The organism is uncultured Marixanthomonas sp. (assembly GCF_963974425.1).
In the GTDB taxonomy this organism is placed as follows: domain Bacteria; phylum Bacteroidota; class Bacteroidia; order Flavobacteriales; family Flavobacteriaceae; genus Marixanthomonas.
Window position 1 is genome coordinate 1 of the sequence record NZ_CAXBCK010000017.1, and the last position, 19,738, is coordinate 19,738.

The window sequence follows — 19,738 nt, forward strand, 5'->3', positions numbered from 1 at the left end:
AAGAGTACCTAAAACCAAAATTTGATCTTTCTGAATTTGCCGATTGGTATCAAGAGCGGAGGATAAATATAGAAGAAGAAGGCTACGATTTTATCCCAGAGGTAACTCAATACTTTCAAAAATTGCCCATACCCAAATCACTGGCCAAGTATGTTACCGAGATTAACCAAGATGGAGGGAATGATATATATTTTAACCTGTTGCATTTTCATGATGGAGAAGGAGACGGATTTGATATCGAATCTACGGAAGATGCTAAACACTTTCCTAACTTAAAAAAAGTGACGCTTTGTTATGCCAAAGCGGATACAAAAGAACAATTTAAGACTCTCGGGATTGAGGTTATTGAATTTTGAGAACCAAACAAGTAGAATAAAAATTAAAATCCCTGAAAACAGGGAATGCCCCTCTCTTTAATCCCCATAGGTTTGTACTAATAACACAAACCTATATCCTATGAAAAAACTAAACGCATTAATTTATGTTGCTTTGGCAATCCACCTTATTTTACTACTTCTTATTGGTATTGAAGGAAGCGATGATGAAGACGTTATAAAATTTTTAGCGATTTTTATTTCAATTCCGGTCTCTATAAATTGTATTGGCTTTTGTTTACTACAATTTACCAGTAATTCCAAGTTAGGGGCCAAGATTTTTATGTACTCAAGTTACGTTTTTGTGCCAATAGGGTTGATTGGGGTAACAGGGGCAAAAAAAATATTGGACGATATAAACAAAAAATCAATGACCAATGAAAACCTATAAAATCAAAGAAAAAGGACAAAAAAATTCTATGGTAGCCATTCTTGTTATAGGTGCCATTTTATTGGTGTTTTTTATAGCTACAGGCTACATATTGTTTCCTGTAGTGCCTGCATTAATACTATTGATTTTTTCATATTACTGGCATAAAAAAAATGATGTGCTGGTTTTTGATGTAAATCACCTAGAATTTAAATTTTCTCCATTTCAAAGTAAAAGATTCATAAAATATAAAACGATAACAGATCTTAAATATAGCTCCAAAAAAAAAGTAGCACTTCTTTTTACTGAAGGGAAAAAAGTGAAACTCCCTGTCGGAGGCTTAGAAGAGCAAGATGCAAAAGAAACCCTATCTTTTTTAAAAGAACAAGTGCAACAAAATACTATTGCAGCTTAAAATAAAGTCTATGAACAAATTATATTTAGCATTTGTTGTTATGTGTGTTGTTTTAATTTCCCAAGCGCAAACTAATGAAATTAATAAACGAGATTTGGAACAACTTACAGAACAAATTCTTAAAAAGCATTATAAAAAAGACTATACTTCTCACCAAGTGAGAAAATCTAAAAGTCTTTTAGATAGTATCTTTCTTCATACAAAAGCTTCCCATAGTATAGAAATAAAAGCAGATTACACTACTAAGACACCAAGTATTAAAACGGTAGTTTCGAAAGATAGAAATGTACGGGTAGTTATGGCTTACCCACTCAACCTACCCGAAATAAAGATTGTTCAATATTCAAAAAACAAAGAACAGTTGTTTCTTTTTTCAGATTATGTAGCACAATTAAAATTAGAAGGTGAGGTAAGAATGCAACTTGATGCTGCTTACAATCTAAAGGAAGATGCTTATCTATTTAGTTGTACCCGTTTTGGTTTTTGGACTAGCCCAGAAGATGTTCACGCCTTTGTAGTCAATTTAAGTTCTGGCGAATTTAATACTAATCCTAGCATGGTGTTTTCTGAAAAACTAGAGGCGAATTACACTCACTTTGCCCCAGAAATTGATACGAAACCCTATTTTAAGATAATTTATAATAAAGAGGATAATATTCTTACCACACCTATTCATATAAATGGGGAAATAAGAGGAATACAACTCTATGAATATGATGAAAAAAAGGAAAAGTTTACTTCTTTAGCAATGGAAGAAGCCCCAGCACAACAAAAAAAATAAAATATGAAAAAAATAGTATTGATACTTGTCGCCATCCAGTTCTTGACTTCTTGCTCAAAAGATAATGATCCTCGCCACGATTACCCTAAAAATATGAATATTGTCTTTCAATTAGATGCTACCGATGTGGATAGAAATATTCAAATTAAATCGTCTATTATTGGAAAGGATATAGAAATTATAAATAAATCTAACGGTAGTACAGTATTGCCCTATAAGAAAGAATACATTCATCAAAAAATCCCTTTTTGACACAAAGCTGGTTTTAGAATATCAGGATTATTCTACTGTAATGATAGGGGAGTCTTTTCAGCCCTATACCATCACATTATATATAAGAGTAAACAATAATATTGTTTCTCAAAAGGAAGTAGAGGTTCTTGAGTCTGGACAGGTTGAATATATCTTATTCGATATAGAATAACATAATTATGAGAGTTTTTTTTTTATTTAATTTATTTTTTGTTGTTCTTTTTTTAGGTTGTAAAAAGAACACTCCTACCGCAGAACAATTAAAAACATATAAAGAAGTAAAACATAGATTTCCGAATAAAGTTACCAAAAAGGAAAATGTTACGGGGTTGGGTTTAAACATCCCTTTTCATTACGTTATAGAAAACGTGAACGCTCGATTTAGAGAAGAGTTAAGAACAAATACCACTCCTTCAAAAATTTTTGGATTAGGATCAAACCTAACAACCTTTAACGGTTTTGATGGGAGTGTCTATTTAATTGAAAATAGTCAAGCTGATGCTTTTTCAATGGACAAAATCTTCAAAAAACATTCGTCTCGTATAAAATCCATAGAATATCAAGATGCAGAAAGTATCGTTTTTCGTGATCGATATATGGTGTACAAAACAGTATTTTATCGTTATATAGCAAAAGAAAGGGTTCACATTATCTTTGAGAGCACCAATGTCATGCAAGGAAACGATATATTTAATACAGACGGTACTAACCCATCATTATTATCCCAAGGGGTATATGATTTGCAGGTAGCTAAGACTTTGTTTAAAGAAAGAGCTCAGGTAAAATTGGATACGGTATCCTGGAAATCGTTTAAAAATGATTTAACCCGCAATCAACTTCAAACCTATAAAAATGTTGCCTCCCAAATAGCAACTGTTGCCGATACGATATCTTTAGATTGCGATATTGAAAGACCTTATGAGGATATAGTTCCTTATATAGGAATGATCAAGGTTCAAGAAAAAAGCCCTTTGCTAACAATTTTTAATACAACAAGCTCTGATAAAGAGATAAGCCGATTGCTTTCAAAAGAGGCTGAAATTATTGATTATTATACAGCCAGAGACTACGGCACACTACTAGTAAAGAAAGATAAAAAAAACGTAGTTATAGCTTTAAGCCCCATTTATTTATCGGCACCGAGTGATTATGTTTATGTTTCCCTTAGTTTATACACCAATAAAAGGGGAGAACAGGTTTTAATATATGTCTTTCCGCAGAATGAAGCCATGGCTTACTTTTATTCAAAGTTCTTCACAAGTATTAAAAATATAAATGTTGGTAATGATTAGTACTACTGACGAGGAATATAAAGTAGCTAAACAAGTAAAAAATGGAACCCTCCGCTTGAATGAAAAAATACCTTCCTTTTACAACTTGGATATATGAAACATTTGGGTTTAAACCGTTGCATATAATGACTTTTGAACTACCCGATGCCATTCGGTTAGAGATAATTTTTGAATATGAGAAAGAAATCCGGTTTTTTGAAAGTTTCGGTATTACCGATAGCTTGTACAATAAAGAATATGCAGCACAGATTAGCAATACGTTTTCTTCCATGTACCTGCCTAAGGGTCATAAAAGTCTCTTTGTTACTTTTAGCAGCTTTGCTCCGTTTGCTATTTCAGAAGCCAATCAAAAAATGACTGTTGGGGATATTCAAAGCATAGAATGCAAGTATAAAATAGTATGGAAAATACATAATGGATATGTATTGTTCTATACCATCTGGCAACAAAACGATAGTCGCAACAATGCCATAAAAAAACAAATTATAGAAGATTATTACAGATGTATAAAACCCTATGATGAGTTTGATTATATAAGCTTAGACAATGTGCCAATCCATTTTACCAGTAAAGAGCATTTTTACAAAAACTATGATGGTAATTGGTACAACTTATACAGATAAGTTGTTAAACTAGAAATTATGAAATCACTAACCAACCTGTTTCCAATAGTCGATGAAATAAGCAAGTTATTGTTTCGGGAACACTATCAACCAACAATAGCGATGCAGCTGTATTATTTGCTTACAGATACGGAAAAATCTGAATCAGAAAAAACAGATAACTTTACTTATGCGGTAATTGAACTGTTAAAAAACCTGAACCTTGCTTATGTCAACGATTTTTCACTTGATATATACGACGTATCTTCCATATCCATATTTTTTTTAGATGAGCCTATTGATTGTGATGAGGGTACTTGTGAAGATGAAGAACTTGACGATCTTTACTTAATTTTAGATGACCAATTTAAAAAGTACAATCAAAAAACACTTCTTATTCACACTTCTGGCTGTGAGCTTATATTTTTACCATTACCGATTGAGACTGCCAAAAAACTTCAAAAAATCTGTTTACATTTTGATTACTTCAAAGTATCGGATTATATTTATGATACCAGTATTGTTTTTAAAGACTCTTTCGAGGTTTTATCTATCATATACGACAAACAAGTTCCAGAAACACCTGTACTTTTTAAAGATAGAAAAATAACCTTCGATCTTTTTTTCAGGATTTTAGAAACCCCTTTATTATCAAGTGATACTCTTTTTTCAACTTGGAACACCTTGGAAGAGTCGGTTGAACTTTTAAAAGATGAAGGTGAAAATAGGTCATTTTTAGAAAAAATATTAAATAAAAGAAAAGCAAAAACGTACTCTATCTTTATTAACAACAAAGCCAAAGAGTTGTCATTGGTATGGTCGTCTAAAGACCCAGATGAATTGTTGGTGTTTTATACATCGTTAAAAGATGAAATTTCAGAAAAAACAGAACAGCCCTATTTTTTAACAAAAGGGACTACAGAAACCTACACCATACCAGAAAAACATCCTATGTATATTTTATGGGAGAGAACCTTAAAAGGCCTTGAGAATTTTGAGTACTATAAACCTCAAATAAATTATAAAGAGTTATGGCAATTAGTAAATAGCCCTAGATTTTCTGAAACTGATTACGAAACAGTTTTTAAACACCCTAGTAAACCCATTCAACACCACGTTCGTCACGTAGCACATACAAACCCTGAAAAAGAGCTTTATCCTATGCTGGCGATTCAGGTGGGGAGCGATTATTTTTATTATCGTGCTTATAAAAAGGGATATCATGCTTTTTTTAGTCCCGATGATGGTGACTATGAATTAATCTTGACACAACAAAATGAGCGCTATTTTTGGGCCGTTACGTTATTTACTGAAATATATACCCTAATCAAGTCAGAATCTATAATAGAATTTCCCTGTATATAGGGATATATGGTTTGCTTGATAAGTATAGTTTTGTTTTAACTTACTAAACCAATATCGATGAAACAAAACAACTACTTACTACTGTTACTTGTATTTATTGCTTCTTGTCAAGAAATGGACAAATCCAATTCGGCTGAAGCTTCAGATAAATCAACAATAACGACGACGCAGTATGACGAAGAAGGGAATATACGGGATATTAAGTATGATGATATGACCGATGAAGAATACAGGGAATATCGCCTTCAAATTCAAGAACAAAATGTCTTAAAACAACAAATAAGGGAAGCAGAAAAACAAATTACGTTTAGCATCTATACCTACAATGTCGGGGGCATAAAAAAGGTGACAGTTTTATTGGATCAAAAAAATAATAAAGGAGAGGTTTTAAAACGGGGCTCACTTGCGATTCCCGTAAAATGGGAGGAAAAGGATTGTATTATTACCATAGCTCCCATAGAAAACCATAAAACTCAATACAGAAAGTTTAAGCGCATAGATTATAAAACCATTCAGCACCTTCCCAACGATAGTACTGAAGGGAAATTATTTTATGGAGAACTTGGATATCAAGATAATTTGAAAATTTTGAACATTTTAGAAAAAATGGAGGCCGAAGTGGGTTCTTGATAAGGAAATTATAAAGTAAGCAGGGCTGATAAGAATATGTTTGGTCTTGTAAAACCTATCAAACAGATTTTTTTCAGTTTTAAATAAAAGCAATATCTTCGATTTTTTCTTTTGAAACGACTTAAAACAAATACCAGTTTTATATTATTTTTATTGCTAGCTGTGCAGGTATCCAAAGCGCAAACTGCAACAAAAGCAACCTCTTTATTTAAGAAAGGAATTTCATTAATCGATACGGACCAACAATATGAAAAAGGGATTAAACTCTTAGATTCGGCTTTACTCTATTCGCCCTCTAAGTCCATAGAAATCCAAATAAATTTTGCGAAAGGGGTTGCTTTAAACTCACAAGGGAAACTGTCGTTGGCAGCACTGAGTTTACAAAAAAATATTCCGCTTATAAATACATTTGGCCCAGGTTTAAAAAATAAATTCCATGCCAATAATTATAGGGTCTTGGGCGATATTTATAAAAGCAAGGGAGAACCAGTAAAGTCAATGGAATTTTATCAAAAAGCCCTTCGTTATGCCGAAAAGCACAACAAAGCGAGTAAGGCTATTGTGTTGCATCAAATAGCGGTTCTCTTATTAGAAAAAGAAGAATACACAGAGGCAGAACGCTATCTTAACCTTGCAACAGATCAATATTTAAATGAGTCGTTACGATTGGGTAAATACTTGAACTTAGGCGAAGTTTATGTAAAAACCAATAGGTATATAGAGGCCGAAAAACAATATGCGGCTGCGAAAGAATTAGCGATTAAAACCAATAACAATAATGCGTTGAGTTATGTTTATTTGGGGTTGGCCACCATACATTTTGAAGAAAAGGAGTACATCCAGGCGATACGGTTTTACGAGCAGGCCAATACTTTATCGGAGCAGTTAGGCACAAAACAAACAGAGGTTTCTTCTTTGTTGAATTTAGCACTTTCTTATGCTAAAACCGGGCAACACTTTAAAGCATTGCCTTATTTAAAAGATGCTGAAACTATGTTGGGTGAATCCTCTTCCAAAATGCTCCAAATGCATCTGAACGCTATTTTTGCTTCGGTTTATGAGAACATGGGTTCCTATGAAAAAAGTATTGTTCATTTAAAAAAAGAAGCTCAGCTAAAAGATAGTATTTTCAGTGCTGAAAAAAACAAACAGTTTGAAGAACTTAAAATAGCCTATGAATCAGAAAAGCAACAACAAGAAATCGAATTCCTTACGCTTCAAAAAAAGAAAAATGAATTAGAGCTTTTTAGGCAAGAAGAAGCTTTAAAAAACCTGACATTAGAAAAAGAATTGGAAGGGGCACGGCAGGAAAATACTATTTTACAACTGCAGCAAAACACGACCAAAAGTGAGAATAAAATTGCATTATTAAAGAAAAGCCAAGAAGTAACAAAGGCAGAAGCAGAACAGTCCAAACTTATAAAAAATGCTTACCTAATTGGTTTTTTTGTATTGTTAATTCCTCTTAGTGGATTGCTGTTTGTATATTATCAAAAACTGCATGCCGAACGTGAATTGTCTAAAAAACAGAAAGAATTAAATCAGCAACAGATAACCGAACTAGTGAAAGATCAGCAGCTTAATACAATTAAGGCATCCATAAAAGGACAGGAGTTAGAAAGAGAACGTATTGCCCAAGAATTACACGATTTTATTGGAGGAAACTTGGCTGCTATAAAGTTACAATTAGAAAATTTCAAATTAGATACCCCTAAGTTACAAACGGTCCTAACCCACTTAGATGAAACTTATGAACAGGTACGCCATTTATCACACGACTTATTATCAAAAAAGATTAAAGAAAATTTATTTACTGATTTAGCGGATGACTATCTAAAAAGTTTATCTGCCTCAAGTGATTTAAATATTAACTTCATACCCTTTAATGAACATCTTATTAACCAATCTGATATTAAAATTCAAACTACATTATATAAGATATTACAAGAATTAATTAATAATACAATTAAACATGCAAATGCCACCGTTATAGATGTAAATGTGAGTGCTTCAAGTAATTTTATCAATCTTCTTTTTGAAGATAATGGTGGAGGTTTTGAAAAAGAAAATTCTTTAAAAGGAGTTGGTTTAATTAATATTGAAAAAAGAGTGAAAAAAATAAATGGAACATTAAATATCGATACTGTTTTAGGTAGAGGAACCTTAATCGATATAACCATACCTTATAAATATGAATTATGAAGCATAAAATAATTCTTGTTGATGATCATAAAATGTTTTTAGATGGACTTCTCAATATTTTAGAAGAAATACCCTCCATTGAAATAGTACTAAAAACTGATAATGCTAAAACTGTAATAGCTTACTTAGAGAATCATAATCCTGTTGATTTAATTGTGTCAGATATTAGTATGCCAGATATAAGTGGAGTAGAATTGAGTGCATACGTCAAGAATAAAAAACCGGATACTAAAATGCTAATTGTAAGTATGCATAATAACCCTTCTATGTACCATAAATTGAAACAAATTAATGTAGATGGATATATTCAAAAAAATGCTTCAAAAACTGTACTCTTAGAAGCTGTAAAAACAATTTTAGGAGGATCTGTATATTTTTCTGAAATGATTAAACAATCATATAATGAAAGTTTGTTTCAAAGTCAAAAAATAAAAGATGCTCCTCTTAGCGATCGGGAATTAGAAGTACTTAAATTAATTGCTCTTGAAAACACAACTAATGAAATAGCAAAGCAACTCTTTATAAGTAGGCATACTGTTGAAACTTACCGAAAAAACCTGTTATTAAAATTGGACGCTAAAAATCTAGCAGGTTTAACTAAGCATGCGATTTACCTAGGCTTGGTATAAATATTATTACTGAAGAACTTATATTTAATTCTGATAGAGGAATTTACTATGCTAGTTATAAATTTACCAATATCTTAAAAATCTATAAGGGACTTATACAACAATCTATGAGCAGCAAAGTAAACTGCTGGGAAAATGCAGTAGCTGAAAGTTTCTTTAAAAGCTTAAAGGTAGAAGGGGTATATAAACACAATTACTGGCTTAGGTTAGAAGCTGAGTTATCTATTTGTCCACTTTTTTATTGCAAGTCCAGAGATATAATTCTCGTGTTTGGGCACTTGTTCCACGCATTTTGTTCGTCCGAGCATCCCATCTTTCAGGGTCAACTTTGCGTGAAATGCTTAGTCCGGCTCGCTTGCCATTTACAGTTAAACGCAAGTATATCGGGACTTTCAGGCCTTTATCGGTTTTTCTGGATTTCAAGAAAAATAGCTGTGTGAAGGAAGTGTTCATTTTAGGTGACTTTTTATAGGGTATTATTTGCCATTAAATGACATCAGTAAAAATGAAAAACCCTGTAAATCATAGACGTACAGGGTTTTTGGAATGACTTGGTAGTCAAAAAGTGGAGCCGGAGGGATTCGAACCCTCGTCCAAACGCGCAATTATACTGCCTTCTACATGCTTAGTTTCCATTTGAATTTTCGTGGGATTGCCGGTCGAAAACTACCAACGTACCCCTTATCTTCGCTTAAGTTTCGCAAGTGCATCAAAGCCCTACACAAGCTAGGTTTACTTTTACGAAGCCACTAAGTCAAACGCCGTAAACCAAGGCCTTTGAGTGACTTCCTGCATGCCCGTCTTACGGGCCGAGGCATATCCTACTATAATTCAGATTATGCTGCTAGGGCGTAGTTATTCTCGCCGTTTAAAAAAGTTTGAAACATGATATTTACGAGCTGTGTCCCGGCGCTCGGCATGCTTACAATACAATAAGACCCGCTGTCAAAACCAGTCGGCCCCTTTTTGTAGTAAACTGTTGCCAGTATGTAGTAATTTACAATCACATTCTACTAGCTACGAACTAACAAAGATACATGAAAATCCATATCTTTGAAGCTGTCTGTTCAAAAATGAAAAGACATTTATAATTATACAAAAAGCATTCCATATGGCAATAACCTTTGCACTTATCAAAGAACGTAAAAATCCACCCGACCGTCGTGTCGTTTTTTCACCAGAAATGTGTCAAGAAGTCATAAAAGAGTATCCAGATGCCCGAATTATTTCTGAAACATCAGATATTCGAATTTTTAAAGATGAAGCATATAGAAAAGCAGATATTGAAGTACAAGAAGATATTTCAGAAGCTGAAGTGCTATTAGGTGTAAAAGAAGTGCCAGTAGAGGCATTAATACCTAATAAAAAATATTTTTTCTTCAGCCACACCATAAAAAAACAACCCTATAACCGAGAGTTGTTGCAAGCCATTCTTCAGAATAAAATAGAATTATACGATCACGAGACCATTACTAAAGAAAATGGAAGTCGCTTGATTGGTTTTGGACGTTATGCCGGTTTAGTAGGTGCCTACAATGGATTTAGGGCCTTGGGTCTTCGAGATAAGCTTTTCAACCTAGAGAAAGTGGATGTCTTACCAGATTTGGATGCTGTAAAAAATGAATTGGATAAAATAGAAGTCCCAACCATTAAAATAGTACTCACCGGAAGTGGAAAAGTGGCTTATGGTGCTAAAGAAATTTTAGATTATTTAGAAATAAAAAAAGTAACCGTTACCGATTACCTTACCAAAGATTTTGACGAGCCGGTGTACTGTATGATTGATGTGCTAGATTATAATAAGCGTATAGATGGACTACCTGGTGATAAACATGAGTTTTACAATGACCCTTCTGGTTATGAAAGTGACTTTATGCGGTTTGCTACAGTAAGCGACTTCTTTATAGCTGGTCATTTTCATGGAGAAGGCGCTCCTTATCTATATACAAGGGAAGATGTTCGCCACCCACACTTTAATATTAATTTAGTTGCAGATGTATCTTGTGATATCGATGGTCCTGTAGCTAGCACCATACGACCTTCGACCATTAAAGATCCGTTTTATGGGTATGACCCAATTACAGAAAAGGAAACCTTTTACGATATTCCCGGTTCGATTACTGTGATGGCCGTAGATAATTTGCCCTGCGAGTTGCCAAAAAATGCAAGTGAAGGTTTTGGAGAGATGTTTTTAAAAAGTGTTATTCCTGCCTTTTTCAATAATGATAAAGATGGAATTTTAGCTCGTGCTAAAATGACTACCAATGATGGAAAGTTAGCCGAAAACTTCAGCTATTTACAAGATTATATAGATGGGAAAGATTAAACTTTCTTCAGGAGTATAGGATCTTGTTTTTGAAAATCGATCATCGCGGTGAAGAACTGTTTGATTCCCGGATATACATCAGCAATAAAATTAGATTCGGTTAGCTGAAAACTAAAGCGAATATTAATTTTCCCATTATTTTCGGTGTATATAACAGTACATTGGCCAATATTGTCAAAAAGATTTAAGGTTTTATTTTCAGGAAGCTGTTCCACTGTGTATTTGTCTTCTAAATCTATTGACATTAAATAAGTTGTTGTAATGGGATATCCAAAGTTGATAGGGAAATTTCTTTCGTCAGATTTGAAAGGATTTTCTGAAAAATAAGTATTAAAAAAATAAGGATTTATATATACCTTGTCTCCTATTAATTCAGTTTCTAAAGCAATATCGTAATCTATTTTTAGTGGTTTTTCTAGATTGGTTTTATTTTCTATGGTAAGATTACTTATTTTAATAGAAGCATTTTTCTCTTTTTGGTTGATGTAGTCTCGATAGTTAGAATTTTTTATATGCTTTCTTTCCTTAATTGCTACATAACCAGTTTGTATTTCATTAATTTTTCCAGTAAAAAGTCCTTCTTCTGAAGCTTTTAGTTGGGCGTTTATATAATACATATTTTTTTTATGAGGGGTTAATGGGTACCAATAGCTTCCGTTTTTAAAATCCATAACCCGTCCTTTTCCATTTAAATCCTGAAAAGGTATGATGCCAAAAGGTGTCTCTTGTTCAACCGCGTCTAAAAGTATTTTTTCATCATTAACAGTTAGTAGAACAATAGCATGATTAAAATCTGTTAATACTGGATACGTAAAGGTGGGTAGCCCATTCTCCCTTGTTGAAATGAGTACTAATTTTGCGTCTAGGTCTGCAGCTTGAAGGGCGTTTATGAGCGCTAAATTAATTTCGGAAGTATTTCCTACTTTGCTTTCAAAAGCATCCCGTACTCGAACATCATTAAAAAGGCGTTGTTTTTCGTTCCATTTAAAATGTCCTTGAATGAATGTGTAAATAGCTTTAGCTTTATTTAATTCATCAGAAATATTTAAGATGTTTTCAGGTAAGTTTCTTTTTAAGAAATTATTATTGTTCAGTTGGCGACCAATATCTTTATCTGTCTTAAACTCATCGTCTACATCTTCCCAGGTTTTTGTAAATTTATTGTTTAAGCCACTATAGTCAAGAAACTCTTTTAATTCATATTCAACACTGGCCAAATAATTGCTCTTAGCCAACATATAGCTTTCATTTTTAAAAGCAGGAATATTTTTCATAACATATATGGTAGACTCACAGTCGGCAGGGGTGTATCCCTCAATGTAAAAACAATTTTTTTTGATACTTGCTTCGTCGATATCTAATTTTCTGCCACCTTTTAAAACCCGATTATATTTAAAATTTCCAGGTATTTCGTTAAGAAATTCACTGTATAACGTTGGTATATTGTGTTGAAATTCCCACCCATTAAGATTAAAAAAGAAAGGGGATTCAATTACGTATTTATATTCTAAAATACTACCATCTTTAATATCTGGAAAAGTAAAACGCGTAAGTTTAATATCTTTAGATTGATTTATGTTAAAAACATCATTGGTAGATACATATTTTTTCAACTTATCATTGTGAGTAATGGCTTTTAATTCAGATAGTTTTTCTTCGTCCTTTTTGCCAATAAGTAAAGGAATCTCAATAGTAGCACCATCAAACTTTTTTGCATCTATTACTTTTATTTTTCTATGAACTTCTTTATAAAGTCTAATGTATCGGTTATTGACTTGCTTAAAAAAATACTTTCCTTGCTCAAACAAAATCACAGCAGCCGCTTCTATATCTTCTGGGAAGGAGGTCATTTGAAGTTCTTTATCTGTTGGCTCTCCAAATTCGGCTGTTTCACGTTCTTGTGCAGAAAGCACTAACATGTTTAATAAAAGTAAAAGAATACTGAGGCAATTTTTTTTGTACATATTTTTTATTTCTTTTTCAATACAATAGGTTGTTGGTTTTGAATGGTCACGACTTGGGTGAAAAATTCTTTTAATCCTTTATATGCTTCGGCGGGGAAGGAGTGGTTATTTAGTTTTAAGCTTAAACGTATATTTACTTTCCCACCTGCTTCATTGTAAACAATGGAAACCGCACCGTCTCCGTTTGGCAAGTTTAAAGCCGTATTAGTTGGCAGTTTTTCAACAGTATACAAATTGCTTAAATCTATAGATATTAAATAGGTATTGGTCAATGGAAAACCAAAATCGATTGGATAGTTTCGCTCTTCGAGATTAAATGGATTTTTAGTAAAATATGTATCCATATAGAATGGGTTAAGTACTATTTTATCGCTATTTCCTTTCTCCAATTTTGTGGAATAACTTTCTTTGAAAGGTTCTTCAATATTGTTTTGATTTTCAATAGTATAATCTGAGATTTCAAGCAGCGGAAGTACTGTTTGTTTCTTTTTAAGAAATTCTTCTTTTGAAAGATCTTCCAAAGCTTCTCTTTTATTCCAACCCATATAGCCCGTATTAATTTCATTAACAATGCCGGTAAAAACCCCACCTTCCTTAGCGGTGAGTTTAGTGTTTATATAATGCACATTTTTTGCATAAGGAACAATGGGTTGCCAATAACTGCCCTTTTTAAAAGTCATAACCCTTCCTTGAACATTTAAATCTCGATATGGTAACAATCCAAAAGGAGTATTTTTATTCGTGGCATCTAGTAAATAGTTAGTATCGTCTATATTGAGTTTCACAATGGTGAAATTAAAGTCAGTCATTACTGGATAATCTGTTGTTGGAAGTCCGTTTTCCCGAGTTGACAATAATACTAAGCTTCCTTGTAGGCCAGCAGCTTCCAGAGCGTTTAGGAGTGCTATGTTAATTTCAGAATTATTCGCCGATTTTTTTTCAAAAGCATCTTTTACTCGAATATCTGAACGAACACGGTAGTTACCGTTCCAGTTAAAGTGATTTTGAATAAAGTAATACACTGCTTTAGCCTTTTCCATTTCATCGGTAATGGATAAAATGGATCGAGGGAGTTTATCTTCAAAATAGTTGCCGTATTTAAGTTGCCTACCAAAATCTTTGTCATAGCGAAATTGCTTATCTACATCGTCCCAGCTTTTTGTAAACCGTTCTATAATACCAGACAAATCAGTATATTTCATGAGTTCAAAATCTAAACGTGCTATGTAGTTTTTTGTAGCCAGCATATATTTCTCTTCTTTAAATGCCGGAATATTAAATATGGCGTAAGTTGCAACTTCACAAGCTGCAGCTACTTCAAAGCCAGGAACGTTAAAACAGTGCTTTTTTACTTCGGCTTCGTTAATATCTAGTTTTAAACTTCCATATAATGTTCGGTTATAAGTAAAGTTACCTGGTATTTTAGACTCAAATTCACTATACATTTTAGGTAAAGGACCTTGAAAATCCCAACCATCAAAATTTGAAAAATAAGGAGATTCTATTCTATAGGTATACTCTAAAATACTTCCATCTTTAACGTTTGGGAATGCAAATTTTTTGAGTGACCAATTTTGAGTTTCATCTGTTGTATAAAAAGCATCGGCGGCTACATAGGTTTTAACTTGGTCATTATGTGTAATAGCTTTAAGTTTTGCAATCTTTTCTGTGATATCGCCATCGTGATAAAAAGGGATCTCTACAGTACCGTGTTTAAAGTTTTTAGCATCAAATACCTTTATTTTTCGGTGTACTTCTTTTATTAGCAGGATATTATTGTCAACGATTTCTACATAATTTTTCCCACTTTCAAAAAGAACAACCCCGTTTGCAGTAGGATCTTTATGGTATTTAAAAAGTAAAAATTCTGATTGGGTTGGTTTCCCAAATTCTGCTGTTTTACGTTGTTGTGCTTGTAATTTAAAACTATTAGCGAAGATGATGCATAAAAATGCGACAATAAACTTAGAATACATGCTCCTTATTTTTGGTAGTTAGCTGTTTTGCAAAATACATGAAAAATTAATTTTTAAAAGTTTTGGACTTTTTTTTCTGAAATAGCTTGTCAAGGAACCCGCTAGCTAGAAACCCTAAAAAATAGGCAGCAAAATCGGTAAAGTCAAAGGTAGTCCCCATAATTATTTTGATGAATTTTGATTGTATGTGCAGCCGTTTTGTGATTTCAAAATATTGAAGAAACTCAACACCAAAAGCAAATAACAAAATGGCTATCAATACTTTTTTTGATGTGATATTAAAGAGGGTTTTTATAAAGGCGAACAGTAAGATTACCACAAGCACATCTCCTACAAACCCTCTAATAATTGTATTTGAACCAAATAAAGCAATTAGTGTTTCTATAAGTAATAATAGAGCAAAAAGGATAAAATATGTTTTATTAAACCGTAGTTTCATAATTGGTATTATTAAATCACGGACATATCTTTATAGAGTATGTCCGTGATTGTTTATCAGTTATTCCCCCAATCAATTTTACGGGAAGCAAACATAATTATAGCAAGAATTGCAAAAAGACCGATGCTGCCTACTAAAAGTGCATAGCTTTCCAATTGAATAATTATATAGATAAACCCATATAATGAAGCAAGTGAAACAGAAATAAGCAACGGAAATTTGTATCCCTTTAAAATAGCTCTTGAATATGCACCAATAAGGATCAATACCGAAGCTGCTGCAATAAGGTATGCTTTTAAGAAAGTACTGTGTTCAGAAATTGAAATCAACAAGGTGTAAAACATGACCAGTGCTAGCCCTACCATAACATATTGAAAGGGGTGAATATAGATTTTTGAAACCAATTGAATCATTAAAAATACCAATAGCGTAAGACCAATTACTAAAAAACCATATTTAGCAGTACGTTCACTTTTTTGATATTCATCGACTGGGATAATGAGTTTGGTTCCAAAGGAGAACTCTTGTAAATCGGGTAAATATCCAAAAAACGCCTGTTCAAACTGACGATTTATTTGTAATACTTTCCAAGAGGCGCTAAAACCACTGGGAGTAATTTTTCGTGAGCCGTCTTCTGGTAAAAATAAACCGTTAAAACTGGGGGAGTGCCAATTAGATGTCATTGTTGCGGAAGTTTCTTTACCTATAGGGATAAACTGTAAACTCTCGCTACCATTCACGTTTATAGTAAAGGAAAAAGGAGTAGGGGATAACATATTTTCTGCTATGTGTGGAATAGCACCACTTTGTATGGTGTTCAAACTACTCGTATCGTACTTTGGATTCATATTCAGTTTTTGGTTTCCTAATTGTACTTCTATGGTATTGCGAATTCCTTTTAAATTTGAAGTTTGTAGTATGATAGAAGCCTTTTTCCAATTTATTGATTTTGGTTTAACAGCTTCCGAAGAGAAGTCTATTATAGGAAACTCACCAGAAACTTGAATATCTGAGTTATATACCACCGATTTATAGATACTTCTATTTAAGGGTTTTGTTTCAACTTTTGAGTCAATATGGAGCTTTTCAGGAAAGAAATAAGCGAATTTTGATAGCTCTTTAGTGGTCGTAAAATAAGATTCAGTTTTTTTGTTATATGATTTTTCTTCTTTTTCAATAGTGTAAGGTATTTTTAAAATAGGACCAGAAAGTATAACCTCGTTTCCCCATTTGCTGTTTATTTCGTTAACGACTTCCTTTTGTCTGTAGGACCGCTCTGTTATTAAATCCTTTACAAATGATAAGGGTATTAGTAAGACCAAAAGTAAAACTCCAACCACTAACATACGGGCCGTGATGGAATTGCGAATCCAATTACTAAATTTGTTTTTGTTCTGTTCCATAGTATAAATTTAAAGTACTTTGAATTTCAAAGTTAATTAATAAAAAAATTAGTTGTTTATTAGTTTTTCCAATGCTTCAATATGCTTTTTGAATTCAGTTTTCCCAGTTTTTGTGGCACTGTAACTTGTATTGGGCTTACGACCAATAAACTGTTTTTGCACGGAAATATAATCTTCCTTTTCTAACGTTTTTAAGTGGCTGGCAAGATTACCATCAGTCACGTTAAGTAGCTCCTTGAGACCAGTGAAATCAATAGCCTCATTTACCATGAGAATGGACATGATTCCGAGCCTGATACGGTGATCAAACAATTTGTTTATGTTATCGATAATGCCCACAGTTATTGTTTTTTCTCTTGTGCAAACATAAGGCTTCCATAAATAATGTGAAGTACTCCAAAACCAAGTATCCAAAACCAAAGTCCGTAACCAGGAAAAGCTGTGCAAATAAGCCCTGTTATAATTTCGGCATATCCCAAGTATTTTACATTTCCGAGCGTGTATTTTGAAGCGTTCACCAGTGCCAGTCCGTAAAATACTAGCATTAAGGCACCAGTAAGGCCATAATGCTCGTTGCCTAATTTAATGAGTATATAAATACCTCCAGTAGCTAATGGAATTAGAAAGTTAAGGAGCAATCGTTTAGTGGTGGCATCCCATATTTTTTCATTGTTTTTTGTTGCTTTTCGAGTAGTTAATAAATACGCTGTAACCACACTTAATATCGCCACAAGTGCTAAAACAAGAATAAGTAATTTAAAATTTTGGCTATGAAGCGTTAGGTACTCCCCAGGTTTAGGGAATAAAAATATATAAGCAACTAAGGCTCCTATTATAGCATATACTCCTGCGAATATACCTGATAATCCGCTTAGTGAGATAAATCTGGAAGAGCGGTTCATTAGCTTTTTAATCTCACTTATGTCTTTTAAATAATCTTTTTGTTTCATTTTTAAAGAACTTTGAAAAACAAAGTAAGTGTAATTTTCTGATATATAAAAACCAAATGTTTGTTAAAACGGAGGAAAATAGGAAAAACCCTATGTAAAAAACAGGAAAAACCCCCTTGAAAATTAAAACAAATCCTCGCATCTTTACTTTATAATTAATCAATGCTAAATTAATTGGGGAGTTAATAAAGCGATTATATAAAAGGACCACTTTTTTGAGTGGTTTTTTTTTATTGCACTTTTTTAAATACAGGAAAAACCCTCTATTAAATAGGTGTTTTTACCTATTGTTTGAAGCGTCAATTCATGCCATCTTTGTGATAGCTTAATTAATTGGGGAGTTAATAATAGCGATTACAAGGGCTGCCAATTTATATTGACAGCCTTTTTTTTTATTTAGAAACTTATAGTTTATTTTTAGCCAAATAATATAGTTTAAAAAGAAAACCTGCTTGAAAAAGGCAGGTTTTTTTAGTGTATAATTGATGTTTAAAACCTCCGAGATTTGCCTCAAAATATAGAATATTTTATCTTCATAATGCCTTATAGGGTTGCCCGAGCTAATTGACATAAAATATGAAGCCTGCCGAAAAATATATATTGGATAAACCGGAGCCTTTCCGTGCTATACTTCTATACTTGCAAGCACTTATAGAGCGCGAAATAAGTGAAGTGAAATTGCTGTATAAATGGCATCTTCCCTTTTTTTATTTAGAAGGAAAACAGCCTTTTTGTTATCTTAATCAAACAAAAGGATATGTAGATTTAGTTTTTTGGCACGGAACTCATTTGACAAAGCACACAGAAAAGCTAGTTTCTGATGGGAGAAAGCATATGAAATCATTGCGCTATTATACCTTGGAGGAAATCGATGAGAATATCATTGTAAAAATTTTACAAGAAGCATACTCTGTAAAAGGTAAAAAATATTACAAGTGATTGATTGTTTTACGAATCGCAACTAAATCAGTTAATAATTTTTCTAATTTTGCCAAATCAAGCATATTAGCTCCATCACTTTTGGCATTGGCAGGATCGAAGTGGGTTTCAATAAATAGGCCATCTACTCCTGTTGCGATTCCAGCTCTAGCAATAGTACTTATCATTTCTGGACGACCTCCAGTAACACCTACACTTTGATTGGGCTGTTGTAAGCTGTGGGTAACGTCTAGAACAGTAGAAGCATATTGTTTCATAGTTGGAATGCCTCTAAAATCTACCACCATATCTTGATAGCCAAACATCGTTCCACGATCTGTAATCATAACTTTGTTATTTCCGCTATCAGTAACTTTTTTTGCTGCGTGTTGCATACTTTCAGGACTCATAAACTGCCCTTTTTTCAAGTTGACTACCTTTCCTGTTTTGGCAGCCGCAACGACTAAATCGGTTTGACGCACTAAAAATGCTGGTATTTGTAATACATCAACAAATTCTGCAGCCATAGCAGCATCGTTATTTTCGTGTATATCAGTAACGGTAGGGAGATCAAAAGTTTCTGAAACTTTCCGAAGGATTTTCAATGCTTTTTCATCACCAATTCCAGTAAAACTATCAATTCTACTTCTGTTTGCTTTTTTAAAACTGCCTTTAAAAATATATGGGATTTCAAGCTCATCAGTTATTGAACCAACCTTTTCGGCAATACGCATTGCCATATCTTCTCCTTCAATAGCGCAAGGTCCTGCTAGAAGGAAGAAGTTGTTGGAGTTGGTGTGTTTTAGTCTTGGGATTTCGTTAAGATTCATAGCTTTCATTTGTTATGCAA

The 19,738-nt window shown here is 33.1% G+C and carries 19 protein-coding genes, 1 other RNA gene and 2 pseudogenes; 14 read left to right on the plus strand and 8 right to left on the minus strand.

The window, feature by feature from the left end:
• The 12 genes and pseudogenes from AACZ92_RS06425 to AACZ92_RS06480 form a co-directional block, all read left to right on the plus strand.
• Positions 1–356: pseudogene (locus AACZ92_RS06425) on the plus strand (hypothetical protein); the annotation flags it as partial.
• 100 nt (positions 357–456) lie between these two features.
• A complete protein-coding gene (locus AACZ92_RS06430) occupies positions 457–765 on the plus strand; it encodes a hypothetical protein (protein ID WP_339698606.1) in 309 nt (102 codons plus the stop codon).
• Positions 752–1,159 carry a hypothetical protein gene (locus tag AACZ92_RS06435; RefSeq protein WP_339698613.1) on the plus strand — a complete coding sequence of 136 codons (408 nt, stop codon included), beginning with the start codon at positions 752–754 and terminating at the stop codon, positions 1,157–1,159. The genes AACZ92_RS06430 and AACZ92_RS06435 overlap by 14 nt, the downstream gene beginning before the upstream one ends.
• Entirely contained in the window at positions 1,149–1,940 is a 792-nt protein-coding gene (locus AACZ92_RS06440) for a hypothetical protein (RefSeq protein WP_339698616.1), read from the plus strand. Before AACZ92_RS06435 ends, AACZ92_RS06440 begins: the two co-directional genes overlap by 11 nt.
• A 3-nt stretch (positions 1,941–1,943) precedes the next feature.
• Positions 1,944–2,192: a hypothetical protein gene (locus AACZ92_RS06445; protein ID WP_339698619.1), complete on the plus strand. Its 249-nt coding sequence runs from the start codon at positions 1,944–1,946 to the stop codon at positions 2,190–2,192.
• A 179-nt stretch (positions 2,193–2,371) separates the two neighbouring features.
• Positions 2,372–3,484, plus strand: a complete 1,113-nt coding sequence (locus AACZ92_RS06450) for a hypothetical protein (RefSeq protein WP_339698622.1) — start codon at positions 2,372–2,374, stop codon at positions 3,482–3,484.
• Positions 3,485–3,543: 59 nt separating this feature from the next.
• Positions 3,544–4,107 carry a hypothetical protein gene (locus AACZ92_RS06455; protein WP_339698624.1) on the plus strand — a complete coding sequence of 188 codons (564 nt, stop codon included), beginning with the start codon at positions 3,544–3,546 and terminating at the stop codon, positions 4,105–4,107.
• 18 nt (positions 4,108–4,125) lie between these two features.
• The gene (locus tag AACZ92_RS06460) at positions 4,126–5,451 is read left to right on the plus strand and encodes a hypothetical protein (RefSeq protein ID WP_339698626.1); all 1,326 of its coding nucleotides are present in this window, start codon (positions 4,126–4,128) and stop codon (positions 5,449–5,451) included.
• A 57-nt stretch (positions 5,452–5,508) separates the two neighbouring features.
• A complete protein-coding gene (locus tag AACZ92_RS06465; protein WP_339698628.1) occupies positions 5,509–6,081 on the plus strand; it encodes a hypothetical protein in 573 nt (190 codons plus the stop codon).
• Positions 6,082–6,192: 111 nt separating this feature from the next.
• Positions 6,193–8,283: a tetratricopeptide repeat protein gene (locus tag AACZ92_RS06470; RefSeq protein WP_339698631.1), complete on the plus strand. Its 2,091-nt coding sequence runs from the start codon at positions 6,193–6,195 to the stop codon at positions 8,281–8,283.
• Positions 8,280–8,912, plus strand: a complete 633-nt coding sequence (locus tag AACZ92_RS06475) for a response regulator transcription factor (protein ID WP_339698634.1) — start codon at positions 8,280–8,282, stop codon at positions 8,910–8,912. The genes AACZ92_RS06470 and AACZ92_RS06475 overlap by 4 nt, the downstream gene beginning before the upstream one ends.
• A gap of 5 nt (positions 8,913–8,917) precedes the next feature.
• Positions 8,918–9,139, plus strand: a pseudogene (locus tag AACZ92_RS06480) (IS3 family transposase); the annotation flags it as partial.
• 336 nt (positions 9,140–9,475) lie between these two features.
• Here the strand turns inward: AACZ92_RS06480 and ssrA are convergent.
• Positions 9,476–9,875, minus strand: a transfer-messenger RNA (tmRNA) gene (gene ssrA, locus AACZ92_RS06485).
• Positions 9,876–10,029: 154 nt separating this feature from the next.
• Between ssrA and AACZ92_RS06490 the strand changes: the two genes are divergently transcribed.
• Positions 10,030–11,238 (plus strand): NAD(P)-dependent oxidoreductase, encoded by a 1,209-nt coding sequence (locus tag AACZ92_RS06490; RefSeq protein ID WP_339698778.1) that lies wholly within the window; start codon positions 10,030–10,032, stop codon positions 11,236–11,238.
• Here the strand turns inward: AACZ92_RS06490 and AACZ92_RS06495 are convergent.
• From AACZ92_RS06495 to AACZ92_RS06520, 6 genes are read right to left on the minus strand one after another with little or no spacing between them, the layout of a single operon-like run.
• Positions 11,235–13,202 (minus strand): transglutaminase-like domain-containing protein, encoded by a 1,968-nt coding sequence (locus tag AACZ92_RS06495; protein ID WP_339698637.1) that lies wholly within the window; start codon positions 13,200–13,202, stop codon positions 11,235–11,237. The genes AACZ92_RS06490 and AACZ92_RS06495 overlap by 4 nt on opposite strands.
• Positions 13,203–13,207: 5 nt before the next feature.
• A complete protein-coding gene (locus AACZ92_RS06500; protein WP_339698640.1) occupies positions 13,208–15,178 on the minus strand; it encodes a hypothetical protein in 1,971 nt (656 codons plus the stop codon).
• 46 nt (positions 15,179–15,224) lie between these two features.
• Complete coding sequence (locus tag AACZ92_RS06505; RefSeq protein ID WP_339698643.1) at positions 15,225–15,617, minus strand: DUF2809 domain-containing protein; 393 nt, start codon at positions 15,615–15,617, stop codon at positions 15,225–15,227.
• 56 nt (positions 15,618–15,673) lie between these two features.
• Positions 15,674–17,020 carry a cell envelope integrity protein CreD gene (gene creD, locus AACZ92_RS06510; protein WP_339698646.1) on the minus strand — a complete coding sequence of 449 codons (1,347 nt, stop codon included), beginning with the start codon at positions 17,018–17,020 and terminating at the stop codon, positions 15,674–15,676.
• A gap of 48 nt (positions 17,021–17,068) precedes the next feature.
• Positions 17,069–17,359, minus strand: a complete 291-nt coding sequence (locus AACZ92_RS06515) for a transcriptional regulator (RefSeq protein ID WP_339698649.1) — start codon at positions 17,357–17,359, stop codon at positions 17,069–17,071.
• Positions 17,360–17,361: 2 nt separating this feature from the next.
• Positions 17,362–17,970, minus strand: coding sequence for a hypothetical protein (locus tag AACZ92_RS06520; protein WP_339698652.1), 609 nt, complete (start codon positions 17,968–17,970; stop codon positions 17,362–17,364).
• A 576-nt stretch (positions 17,971–18,546) separates the two neighbouring features.
• Here AACZ92_RS06520 and AACZ92_RS06525 point away from each other — a divergent pair.
• Complete coding sequence (locus AACZ92_RS06525; protein ID WP_339698655.1) at positions 18,547–18,909, plus strand: DUF1801 domain-containing protein; 363 nt, start codon at positions 18,547–18,549, stop codon at positions 18,907–18,909.
• Here AACZ92_RS06525 and kdsA read toward each other — a convergent pair.
• Positions 18,900–19,718 (minus strand): 3-deoxy-8-phosphooctulonate synthase, encoded by an 819-nt coding sequence (gene kdsA / locus AACZ92_RS06530; protein ID WP_339698658.1) that lies wholly within the window; start codon positions 19,716–19,718, stop codon positions 18,900–18,902. The two genes, AACZ92_RS06525 and kdsA, sit on opposite strands and share 10 nt — an antisense overlap.
• Positions 19,719–19,738: the final 20 nt, after the last annotated feature.

Coding starts and splice junctions, on each gene's coding strand:
- AACZ92_RS06430 (WP_339698606.1), top strand. CDS start 457: ATGAAAAAACTAAACGCATTAATTTATGTTGCTTTGGCAATCCACCTT.
- AACZ92_RS06435 (WP_339698613.1), top strand. CDS start 752: ATGAAAACCTATAAAATCAAAGAAAAAGGACAAAAAAATTCTATGGTA.
- AACZ92_RS06445 (WP_339698619.1), top strand. CDS start 1,944: ATGAAAAAAATAGTATTGATACTTGTCGCCATCCAGTTCTTGACTTCT.
- AACZ92_RS06450 (WP_339698622.1), top strand. CDS start 2,372: ATGAGAGTTTTTTTTTTATTTAATTTATTTTTTGTTGTTCTTTTTTTA.
- AACZ92_RS06455 (WP_339698624.1), top strand. CDS start 3,544: ATGAAAAAATACCTTCCTTTTACAACTTGGATATATGAAACATTTGGG.
- AACZ92_RS06460 (WP_339698626.1), top strand. CDS start 4,126: ATGAAATCACTAACCAACCTGTTTCCAATAGTCGATGAAATAAGCAAG.
- AACZ92_RS06465 (WP_339698628.1), top strand. CDS start 5,509: ATGAAACAAAACAACTACTTACTACTGTTACTTGTATTTATTGCTTCT.
- AACZ92_RS06475 (WP_339698634.1), top strand. CDS start 8,280: ATGAAGCATAAAATAATTCTTGTTGATGATCATAAAATGTTTTTAGAT.
- AACZ92_RS06495 (WP_339698637.1), bottom strand. CDS start 13,202: ATGTACAAAAAAAATTGCCTCAGTATTCTTTTACTTTTATTAAACATG.
- AACZ92_RS06500 (WP_339698640.1), bottom strand. CDS start 15,178: ATGTATTCTAAGTTTATTGTCGCATTTTTATGCATCATCTTCGCTAAT.
- AACZ92_RS06505 (WP_339698643.1), bottom strand. CDS start 15,617: ATGAAACTACGGTTTAATAAAACATATTTTATCCTTTTTGCTCTATTA.
- creD (WP_339698646.1), bottom strand. CDS start 17,020: ATGGAACAGAACAAAAACAAATTTAGTAATTGGATTCGCAATTCCATC.
- AACZ92_RS06520 (WP_339698652.1), bottom strand. CDS start 17,970: ATGAAACAAAAAGATTATTTAAAAGACATAAGTGAGATTAAAAAGCTA.
- AACZ92_RS06525 (WP_339698655.1), top strand. CDS start 18,547: ATGAAGCCTGCCGAAAAATATATATTGGATAAACCGGAGCCTTTCCGT.
- kdsA (WP_339698658.1), bottom strand. CDS start 19,718: ATGAATCTTAACGAAATCCCAAGACTAAAACACACCAACTCCAACAAC.